Origin of the sequence: Pseudoalteromonas sp. SG41-5 (assembly GCF_014164495.1) — a bacterium.
GTDB classification, from domain to species: domain Bacteria; phylum Pseudomonadota; class Gammaproteobacteria; order Enterobacterales; family Alteromonadaceae; genus Pseudoalteromonas; species Pseudoalteromonas rhizosphaerae.
Genome location: NZ_JACJFH010000056.1, coordinates 1 through 19,554 on the forward strand (window position 1 = coordinate 1; position 19,554 = coordinate 19,554).

The following is a 19,554-nucleotide window of genomic DNA, read 5'->3' on the forward strand; positions in this document are numbered from 1 at the left end:
GCCATTCCGGCATCGGGTGGTGGCTATAGTTTTGCGCGTCAGGCAATGGGCCCTGCTGGTGGTTATTTGACCGGCTTGGCCGTGTTAATCGAGTATGCATTAGCACCCGCTGCGATTGTTATTTTTATTGGCTCGGCGGTCGAAGCGCTACTGGGTTTTAATGGTCCTTGGGTGTATGCGCTGTTCTATATTGTGTTTATCAGTATTCATTTAGCGGGAGTGGGTGAAGCATTAAAAGTGATGATGGTGATAAGTGGCTTAGCGGTTTTTGCCATTATAGCCACTGCGATCGCATTATTTACATATTTTGATGTGTCGCGATTGTTTGATATTGCCATCACCGATGCTGCTGGAGCCTCCGAGTTTTTGCCCTTTGGTTGGTATGGCGTGTGGGCTGCATTGCCGTTTGCAATGTGGTTATTTTTAGCCGTTGAAGGCGTACCATTAGCGGCAGAAGAAGCCAAAGAACCAGCTAAAGACGTGCCAAAAGGAATTATAGGTGCAATGTTGTTTTTATTGTTTACTGCTTTGTTAGTCGTAGTATTGATCCCTGGTGCCGGTGGTGCCAGCGCAATGGGGTCTAGTGCCGTGCCGTTAGTTGATGCGCTAAACGTAACAGGGAATGCAAGCTTAGCAACACTCGTTAATATATTAGGTTTAGCGGGTTTAGTGGCGTCGTTTTTCTCGATTATCTATGGGTATAGTCGGTTAGTGTTTGCGCTCTCTAGAGCGGGCTACTTTCCAAAAAGTTTGTCGGTTACAACTTCACGAAAAGTGCCGGCACGTGCCTTAATTGTGCCGGGTATTTTTGGTTTCTTAGCATCATTAAGTGGTGAAGGTGATTTAATGCTGGCGATGGCCGTGGTAGGCGCTACGGTTTCGTATGCATTGATGGCATTGAGCCATATTTTACTGCGTATTAAACAGCCTGAACTCGCACGACCTTATAAAACGCCAGGTGGCATGATAACCTCAGCAATTGCGCTGGTCTTATCTTTGGTGGCTTTAACTGGGGTATACGCGTTTGATCCTCGTGCATTCTTGTTTACTGTGGTGCTATTTGTGATCGGAGCGATTTATTACTTTGCATACAGTAGTAAGCACTTAGTCGCACACAGTGCCGATGAAGAGTTTGCATGTTGGCTGAAGCTGAAGCCGCTTTAAGTGCAAAATAGTGATAGTTTAATGTTACCAATAGGCCGTTAGCACGGCCTATTAATAATGCAATTAACCAAGGCGGGTCACGTTTATTTTTATACGCCCAGCATTAGCGCCATAAAAACGCACCAAATCATTTGCAAAAGGCGTAAATTCTCCTGAGTGAGTCATTTTAAATTCACCCCCATCGGCAATCTCAAAAGCATCATTATCGCTATGGGCAATAGCACCAATTAAGGCAAACCAGTTTGCATGTGGTAAACGACGAAAGGGTTCGAGCAATGCCATGGGGATCTCTTTTACACCCAACTGTAGGTTATCTCGGTGCCAACCTTGTGGCCCACATTTTACGCCATCGTCATACCAAAGTTGTTCTGGGTAAGGGCTAAAGCGATAAGTAGCTCCTTGTTCAAGCATTAGTCCTGTTGCATTGTATTGCTCTGCGGCATAAACCAACACATCTTGGCTTTGGCCAATTTGTAACACTGACATGTTTTGATTTTTTAAAGCTATATGGGCAGACAAACCGTTAAAACTAAGCGTAGTTTGATCTGCATACCGCAGTTGATAACTAAGGTTTTTTAAAGACTCGGGACGATAACTGGTTAATTGATTGATACGTGTAGCAACACTGTGGTGGATAATGGGTAACAGCTTACTTTGTTCGTCATCAACCAGCACGGTACATTCACGATCAATCAGTTTAAATAAAGGATTAAAACAAAAATAATTCTGTTGATGGCTTAACGCGAGAGGATCTGGGGTGATGGTCATATCATCTTGGGCGATAAAACTGTTTTGATCCGCAGGAAATAACGATGAATACTCGATTGCTTGACTAGTTAAAAAGGATAAAGCCACAGGCAGTTCAAGTAACCACTCCATTGCAAAGCGTAAGCAAATATCCGCCAGCCCATCTCGATAATAGCCACCACCGATATCGGAATGTGCGCCTGCAAACCATATTTCATGTATATTGTTTTGATGATTTATAAGGGTAGGCTCAAAAGCTCGACGCTTTTCATCCAGTGCCACACAATGCAGAGCCTGATTTATGTTGGTCGCTAAAGTATGGTTTTCAAAAATAACATGCTCAGCGCCTCGGGTGGCCTTGGTGACTTTGGATAAACCAATGGATGCCACAGTATCAAATACGCATAAATAAACGTTATTATCTATGAGCGGCTCTAAGCACTTTGCAAAACGTCGTGCTAACGCAGCGCCGCGACTAAAGCCAGTGAGTAACAATGTATCGCCAGTTTTGTAGTAGCGCTTAAAATCATTTATAGCATGATTTAAAATACTGGCAACATCGTCATCGCGTGGTGCGAAAGATTGATTGAGGAATCGCTTTAAACGACTTCCTTGAGTTCCAATACCTTGGTAATAGAAGCTAAGTTGATTAGTAAAAGGAGTAACGGGCTCGTTATTTAATTGGCCACCCATTAATAAATGAAGTTTGAGAATATTCGAAATGCTTGCATCTTCCTTAAAATGCGCAGAGCTGAACTGCTCAGCATCACGTGGCTCACTACCTGTGCCATCAAAGTTGAAAATCAGCGTTTTCGCGGTCATAGCATCATTCCTTTATGTGGTTTTTTATAACTTACAGGTAAATTATTTAAATTTGAAGACAATCCACTCAAATATGCAATAAGGATTTTTTGTTATTAATTTTAGGCAATACTTTTTTATAGATTGAAAATAATATAGTCAAATGTAGTCTAAGCTTAAACAGTTGAAGCTCTGGTTTAGTAACAAAGTTCAAGTTGCCATTAAGCCTTAGGTTAAATAGTTAAGTTACGCAGATTTGCCTAGAGCAAATGTATTATTGTGTATCTTTAGATAGGCATGATAAAAGGTATCGTGTTGCTATGACTAAATTTTTTATTATTTTGCTGTTATGCATACAAAGTACTGCTGCGCTTTCTAATTCAATAACACAGCCTTTAGTAGGATCTCATAATGAATGGCCTCCCTACATATTTGCTGATGGAACGGGTATGACTACTGAGCTTGTACGTGCTGCATTTTTTAGCCAGAATATTGCATTCGATATTAAAATAGCGCCATTTAGTCGTGCAATGCGAATGTTAGAAAATAATGAAATAGATTTGATCCCTGCATTATGGTGGACAGAAAATCGTGCTAAAACAATTTTGTTCAGCCAGCCCTACTTTACTAATGAACTTAGCATAATTAGTAATACTAAGTCGCAGCTTGATTATCAAGGCCCTCACAGCCTAGAAAGCTTAACAATCAGTACAATCAGAGGTTATGGATATCATGAGTATTTATAGTCTATTGATAGGCTTACAATCGTTCCTTTGCTTAATGTCCATAGTTGTCTTGAGCATGTAAAAAAGCATCGCGCTGATATTGCTCTGGTTGATAAATATGCAGCATGGTTTGAAATGAAAAAAAATGGTTACTCAACAGAGCTAACAATTTGGCAACCAGCTTTAATTAAGCACCCTCTTCATATAGGGATCAGTAAAGAGCATCCCGATGCTGAATATATAATAACCTCCTTCAACAAAGGGCTAGAGCAAATAAAGCGCTCAGGTGAATATGATGAAATATTAGCCCGTTACGAACATCTAGCCTCAGCACAGCCAGAGTAACTAATAAAAAAAATAAAGACACCCACTTTAAAAAAAATAAAAACACCCACCTAATAAATGGCGATTGTAGTAATTCAAACTTAAATGACACCCATAATAATGACTATATTTGCAGTATTACCATGAGGAACTAGTATTTTATAGGGACGTGATATCTGAGATATTTATGGCTACTGCAAGAAATCGACAAATCAGTTTAACGGACACTCGTTACTATCATTGTATATCACGATGTGTAAGACGTGCCTATTTGTGTGGTGTGGATGAATATACGGGTCAATGTTATGAACACCGCAGAAAATGGGTTGAAGATAAGCTAATGAGTTTGGCATCTCTCTTTTTTATAGATGTGTGCGCTTATGCAGTAATGAGTAATCATACTCATATTGTAGTGTACGTAGATAGTAAAAAGGCGGAAAGAGTAAATGATAGAGCAGTTGCAATTCGCTGGCATAAAGCCTTTAAAGGTTCTGAATTAACACGACGTTTTGCTAAAGGTGAAAAGCTAGCATCTTTTGAGATGAAAATAGTTACAGATAGTATTGCGCAATATCGTTCAAGGTTAATGGATATTAGCTGGTTCATGCGCTCTTTAAATGAATATATAGCGCGAAAAGCAAATAAAGAAGATGACTGTAAGGGGCGATTTTGGGAGGGACGGTTCAAATCCAAGCGTTACTTGATGAAGCCGCATTATTAGCATGTATGGCGTATGTTGATTTAAACCCAGTTCGCGCAGGTATTGCTGACAAACCAGAAAATTCAGATTTCACGAGTGTCAAAAAGCGTATTATTTCGGTCGCAGCAGGGAAACAGCCCAAATCATTACAACATTTTTCAGGGATGGCAACACAGCATATGGTGAAAGGTTTACCTTTTGAGCTAACTTCCTACCTTTCTCTTGTTGATGCGACAGGGCGCTGTATTCGTCCTGATAAAATAGGTTATATAGCCGCCGATCTAACCCCTTTGCTTGAAAGGTTGCAAATAACCCCCGAAAACTGGTTGAAAGTTACCAGCAAATTTACCACCGTTTTTCACGGTGCTGTTGGAAGACCTGAGTCGTTAAATATGTTTTGTGAACATCAACACTTTAAGCGACGAACGAATCTAACGAATTGCGAAAAATTACTAGCGTGATAACGTAGCCAACCAATAATACATAACTTATTAATTCAGATTTTTTTGACGCCTAAAAATGCAAACGCCTGATATTTATCTGCCATTTGTATAAAAGTCCTTTTTGAAAATAACTACGGTTTTTAATTGTTTCGTTTATTGCCCTAACCTGGATGTTTGCAATTTCATTCTTATTTTGAATGGGTGTCATTGCAATTTTTAGATGGGTGTCTTTTTTATTTACCTTCAATCCATTGCTTTAAAATGTAAGTTTGCATTTTTTTAGATATATATGGATGGGTGTATGGATGGGTGTCAATTTTAATTTTAATGGGTATCATTATAATTTCTAGATGGGTGTCATTTTTTATTTTATTTCTAGGTGTGTAAGTGAAGCGGCGGCTCCACTTACTCTTGTTAGTTGCTTAATGTAATTTCATCTTTGGCCTAACGACCCGGAGCACTTTTTCGCTGATCCATAATGCAAAGGTTTTGGCGCTGCCGTGGATAGCGCGTTGATGCATGCGATAGAGCGAAATATACATAAAGCGGGCTATCTTGCCTTCAATAAAAAAGCTATTACTAGTGAGGTTGCCCATTAAGCTCCCCACGGTACTGTAGCGTGACAAATTGACGAGCGAACCATGATCGCTGTATTCAAAGCCAGTTAACGGCTGTTGGCGCAGTGTCGCAATTAGGTTTTTTTCAACACATTGTGCCATTTGATGGGCTGATTGCGCACGGGGCGGTACTAATTTGCCATCTTTTTGTGTAAACGCGCAACAGTCACCTAATACAAAAATGGTGTCATCGCTATTACTTTGCAAATAGTCGTTCACCATGATTTGGTTATTACGAGTTAGTTCAAAAATCCCGAGATCTTTTATAAAATCGGGGGCTTTTACACCCGCTGCCCATACCATAATGTCGGCATCGATCTGTTCATCATCTTTAGTGATGAATCCTTGATTTGTTGCCTGCTTTACTTGGGTGTTTTCTCGAACGTTAACACCAAGCTTTAGTAGCTCTCTTTTCGCTGAGTTTGCTATACGCTCTGGTAGGGCGGGTAAAATACGCGGGCCTGCTTCGATTAAGTGAATGTGTAAGCGCTTTGCCGACATATTTGTCAAACCATAAAGTTTTAATAAGTCAGAAACATGATACAGCTCAGCTGAGAGTTCAACGCCTGTTGCGCCACCGCCAACAATGGCAATATTTAATGCATGCTGTGGGTCGTCGTCTTGATGTAGCCGAGTAAAGTTATCGAGTAGCGCGTGCTGAAAGCGTTCCGCTTGTTGGTTTGAATCAAGATAAAAACAATGTTCTTTAATACCGGGTGTATTGAAGTCGTTACTGACGCTGCCGATGGCAATCACCAAGTAGTCATAATGAACGGTGCGTTGTGGTAAAATTTGATGGCCAAGTTCGTCATTAAAGGCACTGAGTGTGATGGTTTTATTAGCGTTATCAAGGTTGCAAAAAGTGCCAAGTTGAAAGTTATAATGATGTTTTGCTGCGTGTGCTGAGTAAACTACCCCATCTAAATCGGCATCTATAGAACCCGTTGCCACTTCGTGCAGCAAAGGTTTCCAAATATGGGTGCGATTTTTATCAATTAATAGAATGTCGGCGTGTTTTTTCTTCCCTAGTTTATGCCCTAATTGCGTTGCGAGCTCAAGGCCGCCGGCACCGCCACCGATGATCACGATTTTAGGATGTGTGGTTATCATTTCATTGCCCTCAAAAGAATTATACCTAAATGCTCTTATGATGATGAAACGTATAGAACACTTAGGTATTGAGCTGAACAAAAATGTTCAAAATACCTTTTCAAGCAACGCATTTATAATGCGCCTTTTCTCACGATTTGTCAGTAAAATTTAATAGGAACAAATAGATAAGCCAAGAAAATAAAGCAAAAAAAAGTTACCATGGCAAACATTGCATTTTCAAACTATGATTTCCTTTATTAGGGAATATGAATAAAGGGAAATATTATGAGCGGATCGATACTTTCTTCACTTGAGCAACACTTTGGGTTTAGTCAATTTCGCCAAGGTCAGCAGCAAACCATAGAGCAACTGCTAAATAACCAATCATCATTGGCAATTTTCCCCACTGGATCTGGTAAGTCATTGTGTTATCAGTTAACTGCATTGCATTTACCTAATCTAACGCTGGTTGTTTCGCCATTACTTGCGCTGATGAAAGACCAAATTGGTTTTTTAAATAACAAGGGAATTTATGCCGCAAGCCTTGATTCAAGCCAAACTACAGAGCAAAGCCACACTGTAATGAGCGATGTGCGTGCCGGTAAAGTGAAAATCTTAATGGTGTCGGTAGAACGTTTTAAAAACGAGCGATTTCGTGAATTTATTAATCAAGTGGCTATTTCAATGCTGGTGGTTGACGAAGCTCACTGTATTTCCGAATGGGGCCATAATTTTAGGCCTGATTATTTAAAACTGCCGCGCTATCGTGATGAGCTCAATATTCCCTTGGTATTATTATTAACGGCCACCGCCACTAAAAAAGTAAAGCGTGATATGAGTGAACGTTTTGCAATTACCCCAGAATGCATTGTACAAACTGGGTTTTATCGGGCTAATTTAGACTTATCGATACTCAGCGTGAAAAGCGCTGATAAAGCAAGTACATTGGCTAATATTGTGCGCGAGCAAACGGGCCCAGGGATTGTTTATGTGACCTTACAACATAGTGCAGAGCAAGTCGCTGAAGCGCTTAGCCGCCAGGGCTTACACGCTGTGGCTTATCATGCTGGGCTTGAAGATACCCTGCGTTATGGTATCCAAGATGATTTTATGGCGGGTAAAATTAATGTCGTAGTGGCCACGATTGCGTTTGGTATGGGGGTTGATAAATCAGATATCCGTTTTGTTATTCATTATGATTTACCAAAGTCGATTGAAAACTACAGCCAAGAAATTGGTCGTGCAGGGAGAGACGGACAACTATCGCAGTGTTTTACATTGGCTAATTTAGATGGCTTAAACACGGTTGAAAACTTTGTTTATGGCGATACCCCAGAGCTTAGCGGTATTGAGCATGTGATCAACGATATTCGCCAACACCAAAGCGATCACTCAAAAGAAAGTCAACAGTGGGAAATGCAAGAATACAGCCTTTCAAGTGATAGTAATATTCGCCAATTAGCGCTTAAAACCTTGTTAGTACAATTGGAAATGCAAGGTGCAATAACACCACTTTATGCTTATTACGCCGACTTTAAATATAAGTTTTTGGTTGATAAAGCCGCTTTACTTGGTCACTTTGATGCTGATAGACAAGCATTTTTACAGTTAATATTTAACCATACCCAGTTTAAAAAAATCTGGGGCACACTAAATTTTGACACGCTTACCCAAGCCGCTCAGGTGGATCGCAAACGCGTTGTTGCAGCGCTTGATTATTTAGCAGAGAAGAATTTAATAGCACTTGAAACAAAGCGAATCACCCAAGTCTATCAAGTACATAATGAGGTAATTAATAACCCTGAGCTGGCTAAGCAATTACACAGCTATTTTGTTGATAAAGAGCAAGCTGAAATTAAGCGTATTGCGGCACTTATTCGCTTTTTCGAGCTTAAAACATGTTTGAGCTATAACCTTGCTCGTTATTTTGACGACCATCAAGCGCCACAGCAATGCGGCCATTGCTCAGTATGTAGAGGCCAAGCTGTAACACTTGAATATTCACTCGCTCATAGCTTTGCTAACGATGCTGTAATTTATCAAAAGGTTGATGAGTTACTTAGTCACCTCGCCAGTAAAGGTATACATAATATAGGTATTGAAACCCAATGCCGCTTTTTAGCGGGAATGAGCGTACCGTTATTTGCGCGTAACAAAGTGCGTCAACTCAGTGGTTTTGGTTTGTGTGAGCAGCAGCGTTACAGCGAAATAAAAGCGAAACTACTGGCGCGTTAGTTTTGCTCGTGTATGCTAAGCGGCTAACATTATTTTAGTAAGCCGCTATGCCTCAAACCGTTATCCCCATCGACAATATAATTCCTATTGAAACAGTTACTAACGCCCCTGAGCCGGTTACCTGTGCTAACTGCCAAGCATGTTGTTGTCAGTTAGAAGTGCGTATTGTGACCGACACCGGTGTGCCATTTCATTATATTGAGTATGATAAATGGGGCAGCGAAGTGATGAAACGCGCCGATGATGGTTGGTGCCAAGCACTCGACCGCAATACCTTAATGTGTTCAATCTACGAAAACCGCCCGTTAGTATGCCGCGAATTTGAAATGGCATCGGACGAGTGCATCACCGAGCGTGACCTTGCAGGGATCTGATGGTTGCTTTAGCAGTAGAACACTAAATGATTGAATCATAATCACTATTCGGCTATGGTTGGTAACTCAACAATAACATTAAACAATCATGCATAAAATAATCACTATTGTGTCAGTTACTTTTCTTAGCTTTATTATATGGGTCATATATCAAGCTAATACGGGGCAACATAGTATTTTCTTTGAGCTTGTTAGAAGTATCCCTTATGGCGATAAAGTAGGGCACTTTTGTTTATTTGGTTTGCTTACTCTAGGTGCTAATTTTGCGTTTAAGCTAAAATCATATTCAGTATTGTCATGCAATTTGTATATTGGTTCGAGCGTCGTGTTTCTATTCGTTTTATTGGAAGAGCTAAGCCAATACTTCATACCTAGTAGAACCTTAGACATCGCTGATCTACTTGCTGATGCTTTTGGTATCCTCACTTTTAGTTTGATAACCAAGCTGATAAATAAAGGTTCGCGATGACGAGTTTTGTTAGCTTACATTAGTTGATTACTGCAAATGAACAGCTTTTTCTCCTGCATAGCAAGCGCTGGTTTGAAAGTTTTTTTGTCGTTAGTTTATTAATGTATCGATAGTTAAATTTTATTCAATTCAATTCAGAACCATTAACCAACCTCATATTCGTTATGCAAGCTCTTAAACCATCATGGTTAATTTTTGGCTGTATTCCATAAATTAACAATGGGTGTCTTTGTTATTTTCCAATCAATTTTTAGTTTACACATTACGAAATTAAGATTGGTGTCTGTGTTATTATCTTTATGCAAGCTCTTAAACCATCATGGTTAATTTTTGGCTGTATTCCATAAATTAACAGTGGATGTCTTTGTTATTTTCCAATCAATTTTTAGTCTACATATTACGAAATTAAGATGGGTGTCTGCGTTATTATCTGTGTTTTTAACCTATGAAAATCGTCTGTTAGTATGTGGCGAATTTTAAATGGCATCAGGTGAGTAAACCACTGAGCGAGCATTAGCTGGGATTTAGTTTGAGATTCTCCCAGCTCTGCTATTTAGCCAATCGATAATTGTGCGCTTGGATACCTTAGTTTCCTACTGCGAGGACTCGCTAAAAAGTAGGCAATGGTTAAGGGACCAATCCTTCCCATAAACATTAAAAACATAATGATAAATTCGCCCAGCGGAGAAAGAGAAGCAGTTAAACCCCGCGACAATCCTACAGTGCCAAGTGCAGACACAGCCTCAAAGGCGACATCTAAAAAAGGCGCATCTTCAACAATCAGTAAAGTAAAAATAGCCAGCCATGTTATACCCGCTGAAACAAGGGTTAAAGCCAGTGCTTTATAAACAGATTCTTTGTCGATTTCTCGGCGTAACACAGTAACGCCTTTATCGCGGCGTAAGTAGCTGTAAGTTGCTAAAATCAACACCACAAAAGTCACTACTTTTATACCACTTGCGGTACTGAGTGAGCCTCCACCAATAAACATTAACATCATTGTTAATGCGGTACTGGCATTTCTCAGCTCTTCTATAGCAATGGTATTAAATCCAGCCGTACGCGGTGTTACGGCTTGAAACCAAGCAGCTAGCCATTTACCGACTTCTGACAAGGGTTGCAGTGTTTTTGGATTGTCATATTCAATAACGTAAATCAGTACCAGCGCTACAATATTGATGATAACCGTGCTGATCAGCATTAACTTACTATAGGTGCTAAGGGCTGCCCAACGTTTTGATTTATAAACATCCATGAGTACGGTAAAACCTAGGCCACCGATAATAAACAAACCAGTAATGGTAAGATTGATCACAGGATCGTCAACATACTGCATTAGGCTGTTGGGGCTAAGCGCAAATCCCGCATTATTAAATGCACTAATGGTATAAAACAACGCATGGAAAAAGCTGGTTTGTAAGCCCAGCTCAGGGAGCCAGTACAGCGTTAAAATAACAACACCGAGTGACTCAACAATGATGGCAAAAAGCAACACTGATTTTGCCGTACTCAAAAGTGTTGATGTATCTGTTTGATTAAAAGCTGCTTTAGTTACTGTTTTTTGAATAAAGCCAACTTTGTTACCCAATGCCAGCAAGGTTACCACTGCAAATGTCATCAAACCCAAGCCACCAAGTTGAATTAATAGCGCGATCACCCCTTGGCCAAAAGGGGTAAATGCGGAGCCTGTGTCTACCACAACTAATCCGGTGACGGTTACCGCCGATGTTGCAGTAAAGGCACTTTGTATCCACGAAATAGGTTCATTGGTGGCAAAAGGCAGCTTTAATGCTAAAGCCCCTAGTGCGATTAATATCAAAAAGCTGCAGCATAAAATAAGCGGCGGTGCAGCATTGATTTTTTTATGCCCACTGACTTTGCGCTCAATAGGCGTTTTGAGAGGGTGCCATAAAACCATGGTTATAACAGCCTTGGAGCTAGATAGTTTAATTCGACTCGGCTACCTGATAGCAGTAAGGTGTCGTGGGTATGTAACTCAAAGTCGTCATCAAGCTTGACAAACGTTTGCTTGGCGCGCTTTACCAATAGAGGGTCTACAGTGCCTTTTATTTCTCTGAGTAGATGCCCTAGTTTTGTTTTATGTAGGTGAGCTTTTATACTTACTTCAACAACGTATAAGCCATTGCCTAATGAAATATAGTCGTTCACTATCGGGTAATTAAGCGCTTGTGCAACGCGCACACCCATTTCTTCTTCTGGGTGAATAATACGCGAGACACCCAACTTTGATATAATCGTATGATGCGCTTTGGTGCTGGCTTTAACCCATATTTGTTTAACCGCTAAATTTTTTAGTGCTAAGGTACACAATATGCTGGACTGCATATCTTCACCAATTGCGACTAAGACCGCTTCACTATTTGCTAAATCGAGCTCCTTTAACGCCGCTTCATCTGTTGAATCGCATACCACTGTCTCTGATAAGTGCTCAACATACTTTTCGGCGAGTTTTGGGTTGCTATCAACGCCAGTCACTGTGTGTCCTAAATGGATCAACTCCAAGCTTGCTGCAATGCCAAAGCGGCCTAAACCGATAACTGTAAAATGTGCCATAGTATTCCTTCGTTATTTTTTCCAAAAGCTATGAGTAAAAAGTGCAAAAACAGTAAAATATTCTAACCGACCCACGATCATAGCGACCGAGAGTATCCAAATACCGGTGTCTGAAACGGGTTGAAAGTTAGCGCCAACTTCACCAAATCCAGGGCCAAGTACATTGACGCATGCAGCTACTGCAGTAAATGCGCTCCAAAAATCCAGACCCGTTGCCATAAGCAACATTGTAAACAGTAAGCTTGAACCAACAGCAAAGGTCATAAATGCCATAATTGCATGGCGTACATCTTCTTTAACGGGCGATCCTTGATACTTCAGTGTAAATATCGCTCTTGGGTGAAGCAGCTGTTTAATATTGTTATTAATCATTTTGCCAACAATAATGTTACGAATTATTTTATTTCCGCCAGCCGTTGAACCTGCACAACCACCAAGATAGCCGGCAATAACCAGTAAAAACCCAGCCTCAGCTGGCCAGTCAGTAAAGCTTGCTGCGCCATAACCGGTGCTGGTAATAAAAGAAATAATATGAAATGTAGAGAAACTAAATGCTTCAAGTACATTTGAGTAGCTGTCTTTAAGCAGTAGCATGGTGGTTAAAAGAACCGATAAAAGCACCACTATATAAATAAAATAACGCGTCTCTTCATCATGATAATAACTAGTAATGGCTCTTTTGTGCGCTACTTTGAAGTGCAAGGCAAAGTTAATCGCTCCTGCAAGCATAAATACATTAGCTATCCACAGCAGTAAGTGGCTGTGGTAATACCACATACTGGCATCATGGGTTGAAAAGCCCCCAGTTGAAACCGTGGTAAAGGCATGTGCAATCGCATCGTAAAAACTCATTCCGCCAGCATAATAGGCTAAAGTACAAAGTACGGTGATTGCTAAATAAACGCCCCATAAATAATGAGCGGTACTGGCAACGCGCGGAGTTAATTTTTCGTCTTTAATGGGGCCTGGTGTTTCTGCTTTTAATAATTTCATGCCACCAATATTCAACATAGGTAAAATAGCCACTACAAAAATTACAATGCCTAAACCGCCCATCCATTGTAAGAATTGTCGATACAATAAAAAGCTAGCAGGCATGTTATCGAGCCCGGATAACACCGTTGCGCCAGTGGTGGTTAAGGCGCTGATTGACTCAAATACCGCGTCGCTAAAGTTAACGCCAGTGACGACTAGAATAGGAATGGCGCCTAACACACCGGCTATAATCCACGTTACTGTGGCGTAAATAAGTGCATCTCTGAATGTTGCGGCGGTTAGATCAGTTTTACGTAAATTGATAAGTAGCACTAAAGCGACAGAGATCATCGTTGCGCCAGGAATAAGAAATGCGCTAATAACTCGGTCTTTAAAAATAAATAATGAAAGCGCTGCAAAGACCAGTTGTACCACTCCCATCCAAATAATAGGAAAGGCGAGTAGTCTTAAGGTGATTTTCCAATTTATCATCAATACGCCTTATCAAATACCTATAGCAGGTAACACGCAATCACTAAAGTTGAGTTGAATATACGGGATCAAATAGTAAAGTCAGCGCTGCACTGCAAAGCTTTATAAAGATTTTATAAATGAGATAAAAAACTTTATAAAAACTTTATAGAGGCAATATTGAAAAGGCAGTAACCTATGTAGTTAATTGTCAGAGGAATCGTTAATGAATCAAGTGCAGGGCAAACCAAGCAAATATAAAGCATTTTTTTTGGCGGTGATAATGCCGATCATTGTAGTTATGGCGATTTATCCGTTACGAGATTGGTTTTCGACCACCGACATTGTGATGTTACAGCTGTTATGGGTCGCCTGGGTTGCAGTTCGCAGTAACCGACGCGTTGCAGCCATTACCACCTTGGTCAGTGTAGCGTGTACCGATTGGTTTTATGTTACCCCGTATTTTACTTTTCATATTGAAAATATTGAGTATCTAGTTACTTTTATCGTGATGCTCATTGTGGGACTGATGATCAGCCAGTTAGCGGGCGAATTAAACACTAAGGTGCGAGATGTACAATTACACGCGAGTAATAGTCGAACACTGTATGAGCTGGCTAAAGGATTAAATAGTTTAGACGCACTGGATGAGCAAAAGCAGTACTTTCAGCAGCTTATTAGCGAGCATTTGGCCATTACTTGCCAATTTCAACAAATGCGTCAGCAAGTGGCAGGTGAATTTATGCTATTAAGTGATAAAGAGCAAAGTATGGGGGGGTTTGCTTTTGCAACGTTACTGTCTGAAGGACAAAGGAGCTTCGTAAATACCGCAATTTCATTGTTGTATCAGGTACATGAGAAAACCTTACTGAGGCAGCAGTCGGCGGCAATTTCAGTTCAAGCTGAACTCGAGCGTGCTAAAAATGCATTATTACGCAGTTTATCTCATGACTTGCGCACGCCACTGGCAACTATTATGGGCGCCTCAAGCATGTTGGCCGATGATGAGATCACACTCAGTGAAGCGATAATAAAAGAGCAGGCCGGTAATATTTATGAGCAAAGTAAAATTCTTAATCAGCATTTTGACAAGGTGATGGAGCTTAGCCGAGTAAATAAAATGGGCGAAAACCTGTGCTGGCAAACAATTAACTTGCAAGCTTTGCTAAGCGAAGCAAAAGCACGTAGGCAGCAGCAATTAGCGCATTTTGTGGTAACAACAAATATTGATGCCAATTCGAGCTGCCAAGGCGATGTGACACTGTTAGAAATAGCACTGGCAAATATGCTCGAAAATGCATGGCGTTATGGTGATGGTGAGGTGGTTGTTGAATTTACCCAAAGCCGTTACGAGTCAGCGGTGAGTTATCAATTACTATTGAGCAATAAATTAATTAGCAAGCCACAGGCAAGTGCTGATGAAGGTGTAGGGCTTGGCAGTGTAATTTGTGATGTGGTTGCTAAGTTTCATCAAGGCACATTTTCACTGACGATAGATAACGATACAGAAATGGCCTTGGCAAAATTAATCTGGATAAAAAATAATGACTAAAATCTTAATACTTGAAGATTCTCCGCCGTTGCAAAGCTTTTTAAAAACCTTACTGCAAGCCAGTGGCTATGAGCTGAGTATTTGTGATAAAGGGCTGGATGGTTTTGCACTTTTAAGTGAGCAAAGTTATGACCTTGTATTATTAGATTTAGGGCTTTTGGATATGGATGGTCAAGACTGGCTAGTGGAGTTTAGGCAATGGAGCCAGTTACCGGTATTAGTGCTTTCAGCTCGTGATGGTGAAGTGGAAAAAGTCACTGCGCTTGATAATGGGGCCAATGATTTCCTTACTAAACCTTTTAGCGCCAATGAACTATTAGCGCGTATTCGGGTGTTACTGCGTACTAATAATCAAGTCAGTTTTGCGTTGCAATGTGGCGACATTTGTATTGACCCAAATAAGCATATTGTGCGTGTTGGTGACAATGAGGTTAAGCTGACTAAAAAGGAATATGCAATCTTACTGTTATTATTTCAAAATAAAGATAAGGTACTGACTCATAATGCAATATTAAGCCATATATGGGGAGAGCAATATATAAATCGTCCTGAATATGTGCGTGTGCATGTAGCGCAGCTAAGGCAAAAATTAGAGGCAAATCCCGCAAGCCCAAAGTATTTACTTACTGAGCCTGCGGTAGGATATAGATTAGTAGATTAAAGTATTAAAGCGCTCTTTAGTTCACTTTGAAATAGCTAATGTACTGCTTCAGTGTTTTTGATAACTCAGCCAATGCGACTGCTTCTTGTGCATTGTTTTTTAAGGATAAACTGGTTTCCTTGGACATGTTAGCGATTTCCTCTACACCAGAACTAATTTCTGACACAGTGGCAACTTGCACTGATGTTGAGTCGACAATTTCAAGCACTTTTTCCAAGGAATCATTGGCTTGTTGTTGTATCTCTTGCAGTAGTTGATTGGCTTCATCCATCAATAATAAACCACTTTCTACTTGTGGTACTGTGGTTTCCATCGCAGTGACAGATGCTTGGGTATTATCTTGGATCTGTAAAATCATTTTCTCAATATCACCGGTCGCATCACCTGTACGTTGGGCGAGTTGCCTAACTTCATCAGCTACAACGGCAAAACCACGTCCAGATTCGCCTGCACGAGCGGCTTCAATAGCTGCATTTAGCGCTAGTAAGTTAGTTTGATCTGAAATACTACGTATCACTCTTAATATATCACCAATGTTTTTAACATGATTTTGTAGTATGTTTACTTGTTTGACTGTTGCTTTCACTGTAGTTGATATGCCGCCAATTTCGGTTGCTACTTTTTGCACCGATTGACTACCTTGTTGTGATAATTGTGCGGTAATTTTTGAATTATCTTCAGTTTGTTTTACTGCACTGGCAACTGAGTGAATGCTATGGCTCATATTGGCTAAATTGGTGACGGCAGAGTTAGTTAGCGTAACTTGATTATCTGCGGCATAAAGTGCTTGTTGTGAGCCTGAGGCGACACTTGCTGAATGAGATGAAAGCTCTTGTGAAGAATCAATAATGCTATTGACGATAGCTTTCAATTCTTTTTGCATTACTTGAACTGATGCCATCATACTATTAGGGCTGCAGGAATTTATTTCAGTGGTTAAATCACCTTTAGCGATACGTGCAATTACTTCTGCTGCTTCTTGAGGTTCACCGCCTACTGCATTTTTAATTTTTGAACTAATAATATAGGCAATTACAGCGCCAATAATAACAGCCAGTGCAGTTAATGAAATCATCCATAGCTCAAATGAGCTGGTTATCTCACGTGTTTTATCCGTTAAATTATGATTTGTTTGTTCTTGCAGATTGATGAATTGATTAATGCTGTCCAACCATTCTACAAATGAGGGACGCGCATCGGTTAGTAATAGCATAGTTGCGTGCGTTATATTATTAGCACGTTTAGCGGCGATAATATTTTCCACTAAGGGGAGGGTATGCTCTTCTATCTTATCAATTTTTTTCATTAGGGAGCGCTCGTGATCAGTCATTTGATCAACCAAGCTCGCCATTTTTTCATGCGATATTTGGTAATTGTTATTGAGCTCATTTATTAAGCTAATCGTATCGCTTAAATCACTAGCATTTGTTAATAGCACCACATCCCGTATTGCTATTGCCCTATCATGTACTGCGCCCCTAAAATCAATAGCATAACGCTGCTTAACAGAATTTATATCGTTAATTTCAGTTATATTATTGTCAATTTGACTTACTTGAGATGTGCCAATAATGGTTAATGTGAGCATCATTAATAAGATCACTCCAAAACCAGTGGCGAGGCGCATATTTATGGTCATATGTTTTCCAGTATTATTTGGTGCGATTTTATATTGGCTGATTATAACTCAACGTAATTCGTTAAGTGGAATGACTTACAAAACGAATTTACTTTTCTAATAATCAGTTATGTATCAATAATGTTGAACAATTAATGTGCAGCAGTCAAGTTAATGAGCAACTGCACTTTTGAATTGTAAAGCTTAAAAAAATCTATCTCGATAGACCGAACCGGAATGAGTGCATCGCTTGGCTGTAAAACCACCTTAAACAGCCAAAACGAAAACTAACTTAGTCGTACTTTGCCTCTAACTCGTTAGCGGAGTGAAATTTCTCGTGAGTTTGTAATTGCTCATCGTATTTAACGAGATTTTTAAAATGTGCTAGTTGACCTGCATTTTTAACAATTTCAACAATAAACGACATCATAAAATCAGCACCGGTTAGAGAGTCTCCCACTAAGTAACGTTTACCTTCTAAGCGGTCATTAAAGTAACTAATAACTTTGGCGGTTTCTGCATCGGCATAGCCTTCTAAAAATTGCGTTTTAGCGCCATCTTTTTTCACAAACATTTTTAATAATAGCGGTAAAATTGCTGAGCTTTCAGCGAAGTGCAGCCATTGCTGGTAGTCAATATAGTCTTTACTGTCACGGCTTGGCGCAAACTTACCGTTACCGTATTTACTGATCAAATAGTCGGTGATCGCACCTGATTCAGCAATGATTTGGCCATTGTCCTCAATGACTGGTGATTTGCCCAGTGGATGAATCGCTTTAAGCTCATCAGGAGCTAAAAAGGTTTCACTGTTGCGTTGATAAGCCACAATTTCGTAGTCAACGTCTAGCTCTTCGAGTAACCAAATAATACGTTTAGAGCGGGATTTATTTAAATGGTGTAACTTGATCATAGTTATCCTTAAAAGCGCAGCCGTTGCTGCGCAGGGTAAATTTAAAGCGGTTTATTTACTTGTACTACCGTTTTGCCAAAGTTCTTGCCGTCAATCATATCGTTAAACGCTGATACGGTATTTTCAAAACCTGTTACTAAATGTTCACGGTAATGAATTTTTCCTTCGCTAAGCCATTTTTGCATATCAGTGGCGAACTCATCATAACGATGGCCATAATCATCAAAGATAATAAAGCCTTGCATACGAATGCGCTTAGAGAGAATTTGACCCATTAGAGCCCCCATGCGATCAGGTCCTTGTGGTAACTCAGTCGCATTATATTGCGACACTAAACCACATAATGGTACGCGCGCAGCGGTGTTTAATAGTGGTAATACGGCATCGAAGACTTTTCCGCCCACATTTTCATAATAAACATCAATACCTGCATCACATGCGTCAGCTAACTGTTTGGCAAAGTCATCGCTGCGGTGGTCAATACAAGCATCAAAACCAAGCTTTTCGACTGCGTATTGGCATTTTTCATTGCCGCCTGCCACACCGACTACTTTACAACCTTTGAGTTTAGCAATTTGCCCAACAGTTGCACCTACTGGGCCTGTTGCTGCTGCAACCACCACGGTTTCACCTTCTTTCGGTGCACCAATATCAAGTAGCCCCATATAAGCGGTAAAGCCAGGCATACCCATAATACCTAATGCATACGATGGATTACTTGGCTCTTTGCCTAATGGCATTAATCCTTCGCCATTTGAAATCGCATATTCCTGCCAGCCTGTATAGGCTAGTACCCATTCGCCTTCGCTAAATTTATCGTTTTTAGACGCTTCTACTTGGCACACGGTTGCGCCAACCATGACATCGCCAATTTCTACCGGATCAGCATATGATTTCGCATCACTCATGCGGCCACGCATGTAAGGGTCAAGTGATAAATAAATAGTGCGTAGTAATACTTCACCTTGTTGTAGTTCAGGCATTTGTACGCTTTTAAATTCAAAGTTATCAAGCGTTGGCGCACCATGAGGACGAGACTTTAGAGTAAATTGTTTATTTGAAATAGCTTGCATAATTTTTTCCTTGTCTGATTAAAAGAAGG

The 19,554-nt window shown here is 40.3% G+C and carries 16 protein-coding genes and 1 pseudogene; 9 read left to right on the forward strand and 8 right to left on the reverse strand.

Annotation, left to right across the window (positions count from 1 at the left end; all coding sequences use genetic code 11):
- The coding region (gene eat, locus H5232_RS14565; RefSeq protein ID WP_182831118.1) for an ethanolamine permease at nucleotides 1-1,164 on the forward strand (1,164 nt) is incomplete at its 5' end.
- Between the two features lie 63 nt (nucleotides 1,165-1,227).
- Here the strand turns inward: eat and H5232_RS14570 are convergent.
- Complete coding sequence (locus tag H5232_RS14570) at nucleotides 1,228-2,733, reverse strand: DUF2235 domain-containing protein (RefSeq protein WP_182831119.1); 1,506 nt, start codon at nucleotides 2,731-2,733, stop codon at nucleotides 1,228-1,230.
- Nucleotides 2,734-3,032: 299 nt separating this feature from the next.
- On the opposite strand from H5232_RS14570, the gene H5232_RS24720 reads away from it, so the two are divergent.
- The 3 genes and pseudogenes from H5232_RS24720 to H5232_RS14585 all read left to right on the forward strand — a co-directional run bounded on the left by H5232_RS24720 (nucleotide 3,033) and on the right by H5232_RS14585 (nucleotide 4,922).
- Nucleotides 3,033-3,458, forward strand: a complete 426-nt coding sequence (locus tag H5232_RS24720) for a transporter substrate-binding domain-containing protein (RefSeq protein WP_182718246.1) — start codon at nucleotides 3,033-3,035, stop codon at nucleotides 3,456-3,458.
- Between the two features lie 27 nt (nucleotides 3,459-3,485).
- Nucleotides 3,486-3,782: a transporter substrate-binding domain-containing protein gene (locus H5232_RS24725; RefSeq protein ID WP_182718247.1), complete on the forward strand. Its 297-nt coding sequence runs from the start codon at nucleotides 3,486-3,488 to the stop codon at nucleotides 3,780-3,782.
- 166 nt (nucleotides 3,783-3,948) lie between these two features.
- Nucleotides 3,949-4,922 (forward strand): annotated as a pseudogene (locus H5232_RS14585) (transposase).
- Between the two features lie 404 nt (nucleotides 4,923-5,326).
- On the opposite strand, the gene H5232_RS14590 reads toward H5232_RS14585, so the two are convergent.
- Nucleotides 5,327-6,631 carry an NAD(P)/FAD-dependent oxidoreductase gene (locus H5232_RS14590; protein ID WP_182718249.1) on the reverse strand — a complete coding sequence of 435 codons (1,305 nt, stop codon included), beginning with the start codon at nucleotides 6,629-6,631 and terminating at the stop codon, nucleotides 5,327-5,329.
- Nucleotides 6,632-6,898: 267 nt separating this feature from the next.
- On the opposite strand from H5232_RS14590, the gene H5232_RS14595 reads away from it, so the two are divergent.
- From H5232_RS14595 to H5232_RS14605, 3 genes are all read left to right on the forward strand, one after another.
- The gene (locus H5232_RS14595) at nucleotides 6,899-8,848 is read left to right on the forward strand and encodes an ATP-dependent DNA helicase RecQ (protein WP_182783970.1); all 1,950 of its coding nucleotides are present in this window, start codon (nucleotides 6,899-6,901) and stop codon (nucleotides 8,846-8,848) included.
- A gap of 47 nt (nucleotides 8,849-8,895) precedes the next feature.
- Complete coding sequence (locus H5232_RS14600; protein ID WP_182718251.1) at nucleotides 8,896-9,222, forward strand: YkgJ family cysteine cluster protein; 327 nt, start codon at nucleotides 8,896-8,898, stop codon at nucleotides 9,220-9,222.
- Between the two features lie 88 nt (nucleotides 9,223-9,310).
- Nucleotides 9,311-9,691, forward strand: coding sequence for a VanZ family protein (locus H5232_RS14605; RefSeq protein WP_182831120.1), 381 nt, complete (start codon nucleotides 9,311-9,313; stop codon nucleotides 9,689-9,691).
- A gap of 553 nt (nucleotides 9,692-10,244) precedes the next feature.
- Here H5232_RS14605 and H5232_RS14610 read toward each other — a convergent pair.
- Genes H5232_RS14610 through H5232_RS14620 form a run of 3 tightly spaced genes read right to left on the reverse strand, consistent with a single transcriptional unit; the run spans nucleotide 10,245 to nucleotide 13,732 of the window.
- Complete coding sequence (locus H5232_RS14610; protein WP_149981942.1) at nucleotides 10,245-11,609, reverse strand: TrkH family potassium uptake protein; 1,365 nt, start codon at nucleotides 11,607-11,609, stop codon at nucleotides 10,245-10,247.
- A gap of 2 nt (nucleotides 11,610-11,611) precedes the next feature.
- The gene (locus H5232_RS14615; RefSeq protein WP_182718253.1) at nucleotides 11,612-12,265 is read right to left on the reverse strand and encodes a TrkA family potassium uptake protein; all 654 of its coding nucleotides are present in this window, start codon (nucleotides 12,263-12,265) and stop codon (nucleotides 11,612-11,614) included.
- 12 nt (nucleotides 12,266-12,277) lie between these two features.
- Nucleotides 12,278-13,732 carry a TrkH family potassium uptake protein gene (locus H5232_RS14620; RefSeq protein WP_182739982.1) on the reverse strand — a complete coding sequence of 485 codons (1,455 nt, stop codon included), beginning with the start codon at nucleotides 13,730-13,732 and terminating at the stop codon, nucleotides 12,278-12,280.
- 205 nt (nucleotides 13,733-13,937) lie between these two features.
- On the opposite strand from H5232_RS14620, the gene H5232_RS14625 reads away from it, so the two are divergent.
- Both H5232_RS14625 and H5232_RS14630 read left to right on the forward strand, forming a co-directional pair.
- Nucleotides 13,938-15,263, forward strand: coding sequence for a DUF4118 domain-containing protein (locus H5232_RS14625; protein WP_182718255.1), 1,326 nt, complete (start codon nucleotides 13,938-13,940; stop codon nucleotides 15,261-15,263).
- Nucleotides 15,256-15,924, forward strand: a complete 669-nt coding sequence (locus H5232_RS14630; protein ID WP_149981938.1) for a response regulator — start codon at nucleotides 15,256-15,258, stop codon at nucleotides 15,922-15,924. The genes H5232_RS14625 and H5232_RS14630 overlap by 8 nt, the downstream gene beginning before the upstream one ends.
- A gap of 16 nt (nucleotides 15,925-15,940) precedes the next feature.
- On the opposite strand, the gene H5232_RS14635 is transcribed toward H5232_RS14630, so the two are convergent.
- The 3 genes from H5232_RS14635 to H5232_RS14645 form a co-directional block, all read right to left on the reverse strand.
- Entirely contained in the window at nucleotides 15,941-17,563 is a 1,623-nt protein-coding gene (locus tag H5232_RS14635) for a methyl-accepting chemotaxis protein (RefSeq protein ID WP_182831121.1), read from the reverse strand.
- Between the two features lie 271 nt (nucleotides 17,564-17,834).
- The gene (locus H5232_RS14640; protein ID WP_182718257.1) at nucleotides 17,835-18,452 is read right to left on the reverse strand and encodes a glutathione S-transferase family protein; all 618 of its coding nucleotides are present in this window, start codon (nucleotides 18,450-18,452) and stop codon (nucleotides 17,835-17,837) included.
- Nucleotides 18,453-18,493: 41 nt separating this feature from the next.
- Complete coding sequence (locus H5232_RS14645) at nucleotides 18,494-19,525, reverse strand: NADP-dependent oxidoreductase (RefSeq protein ID WP_182762522.1); 1,032 nt, start codon at nucleotides 19,523-19,525, stop codon at nucleotides 18,494-18,496.
- Nucleotides 19,526-19,554: the final 29 nt, after the last annotated feature.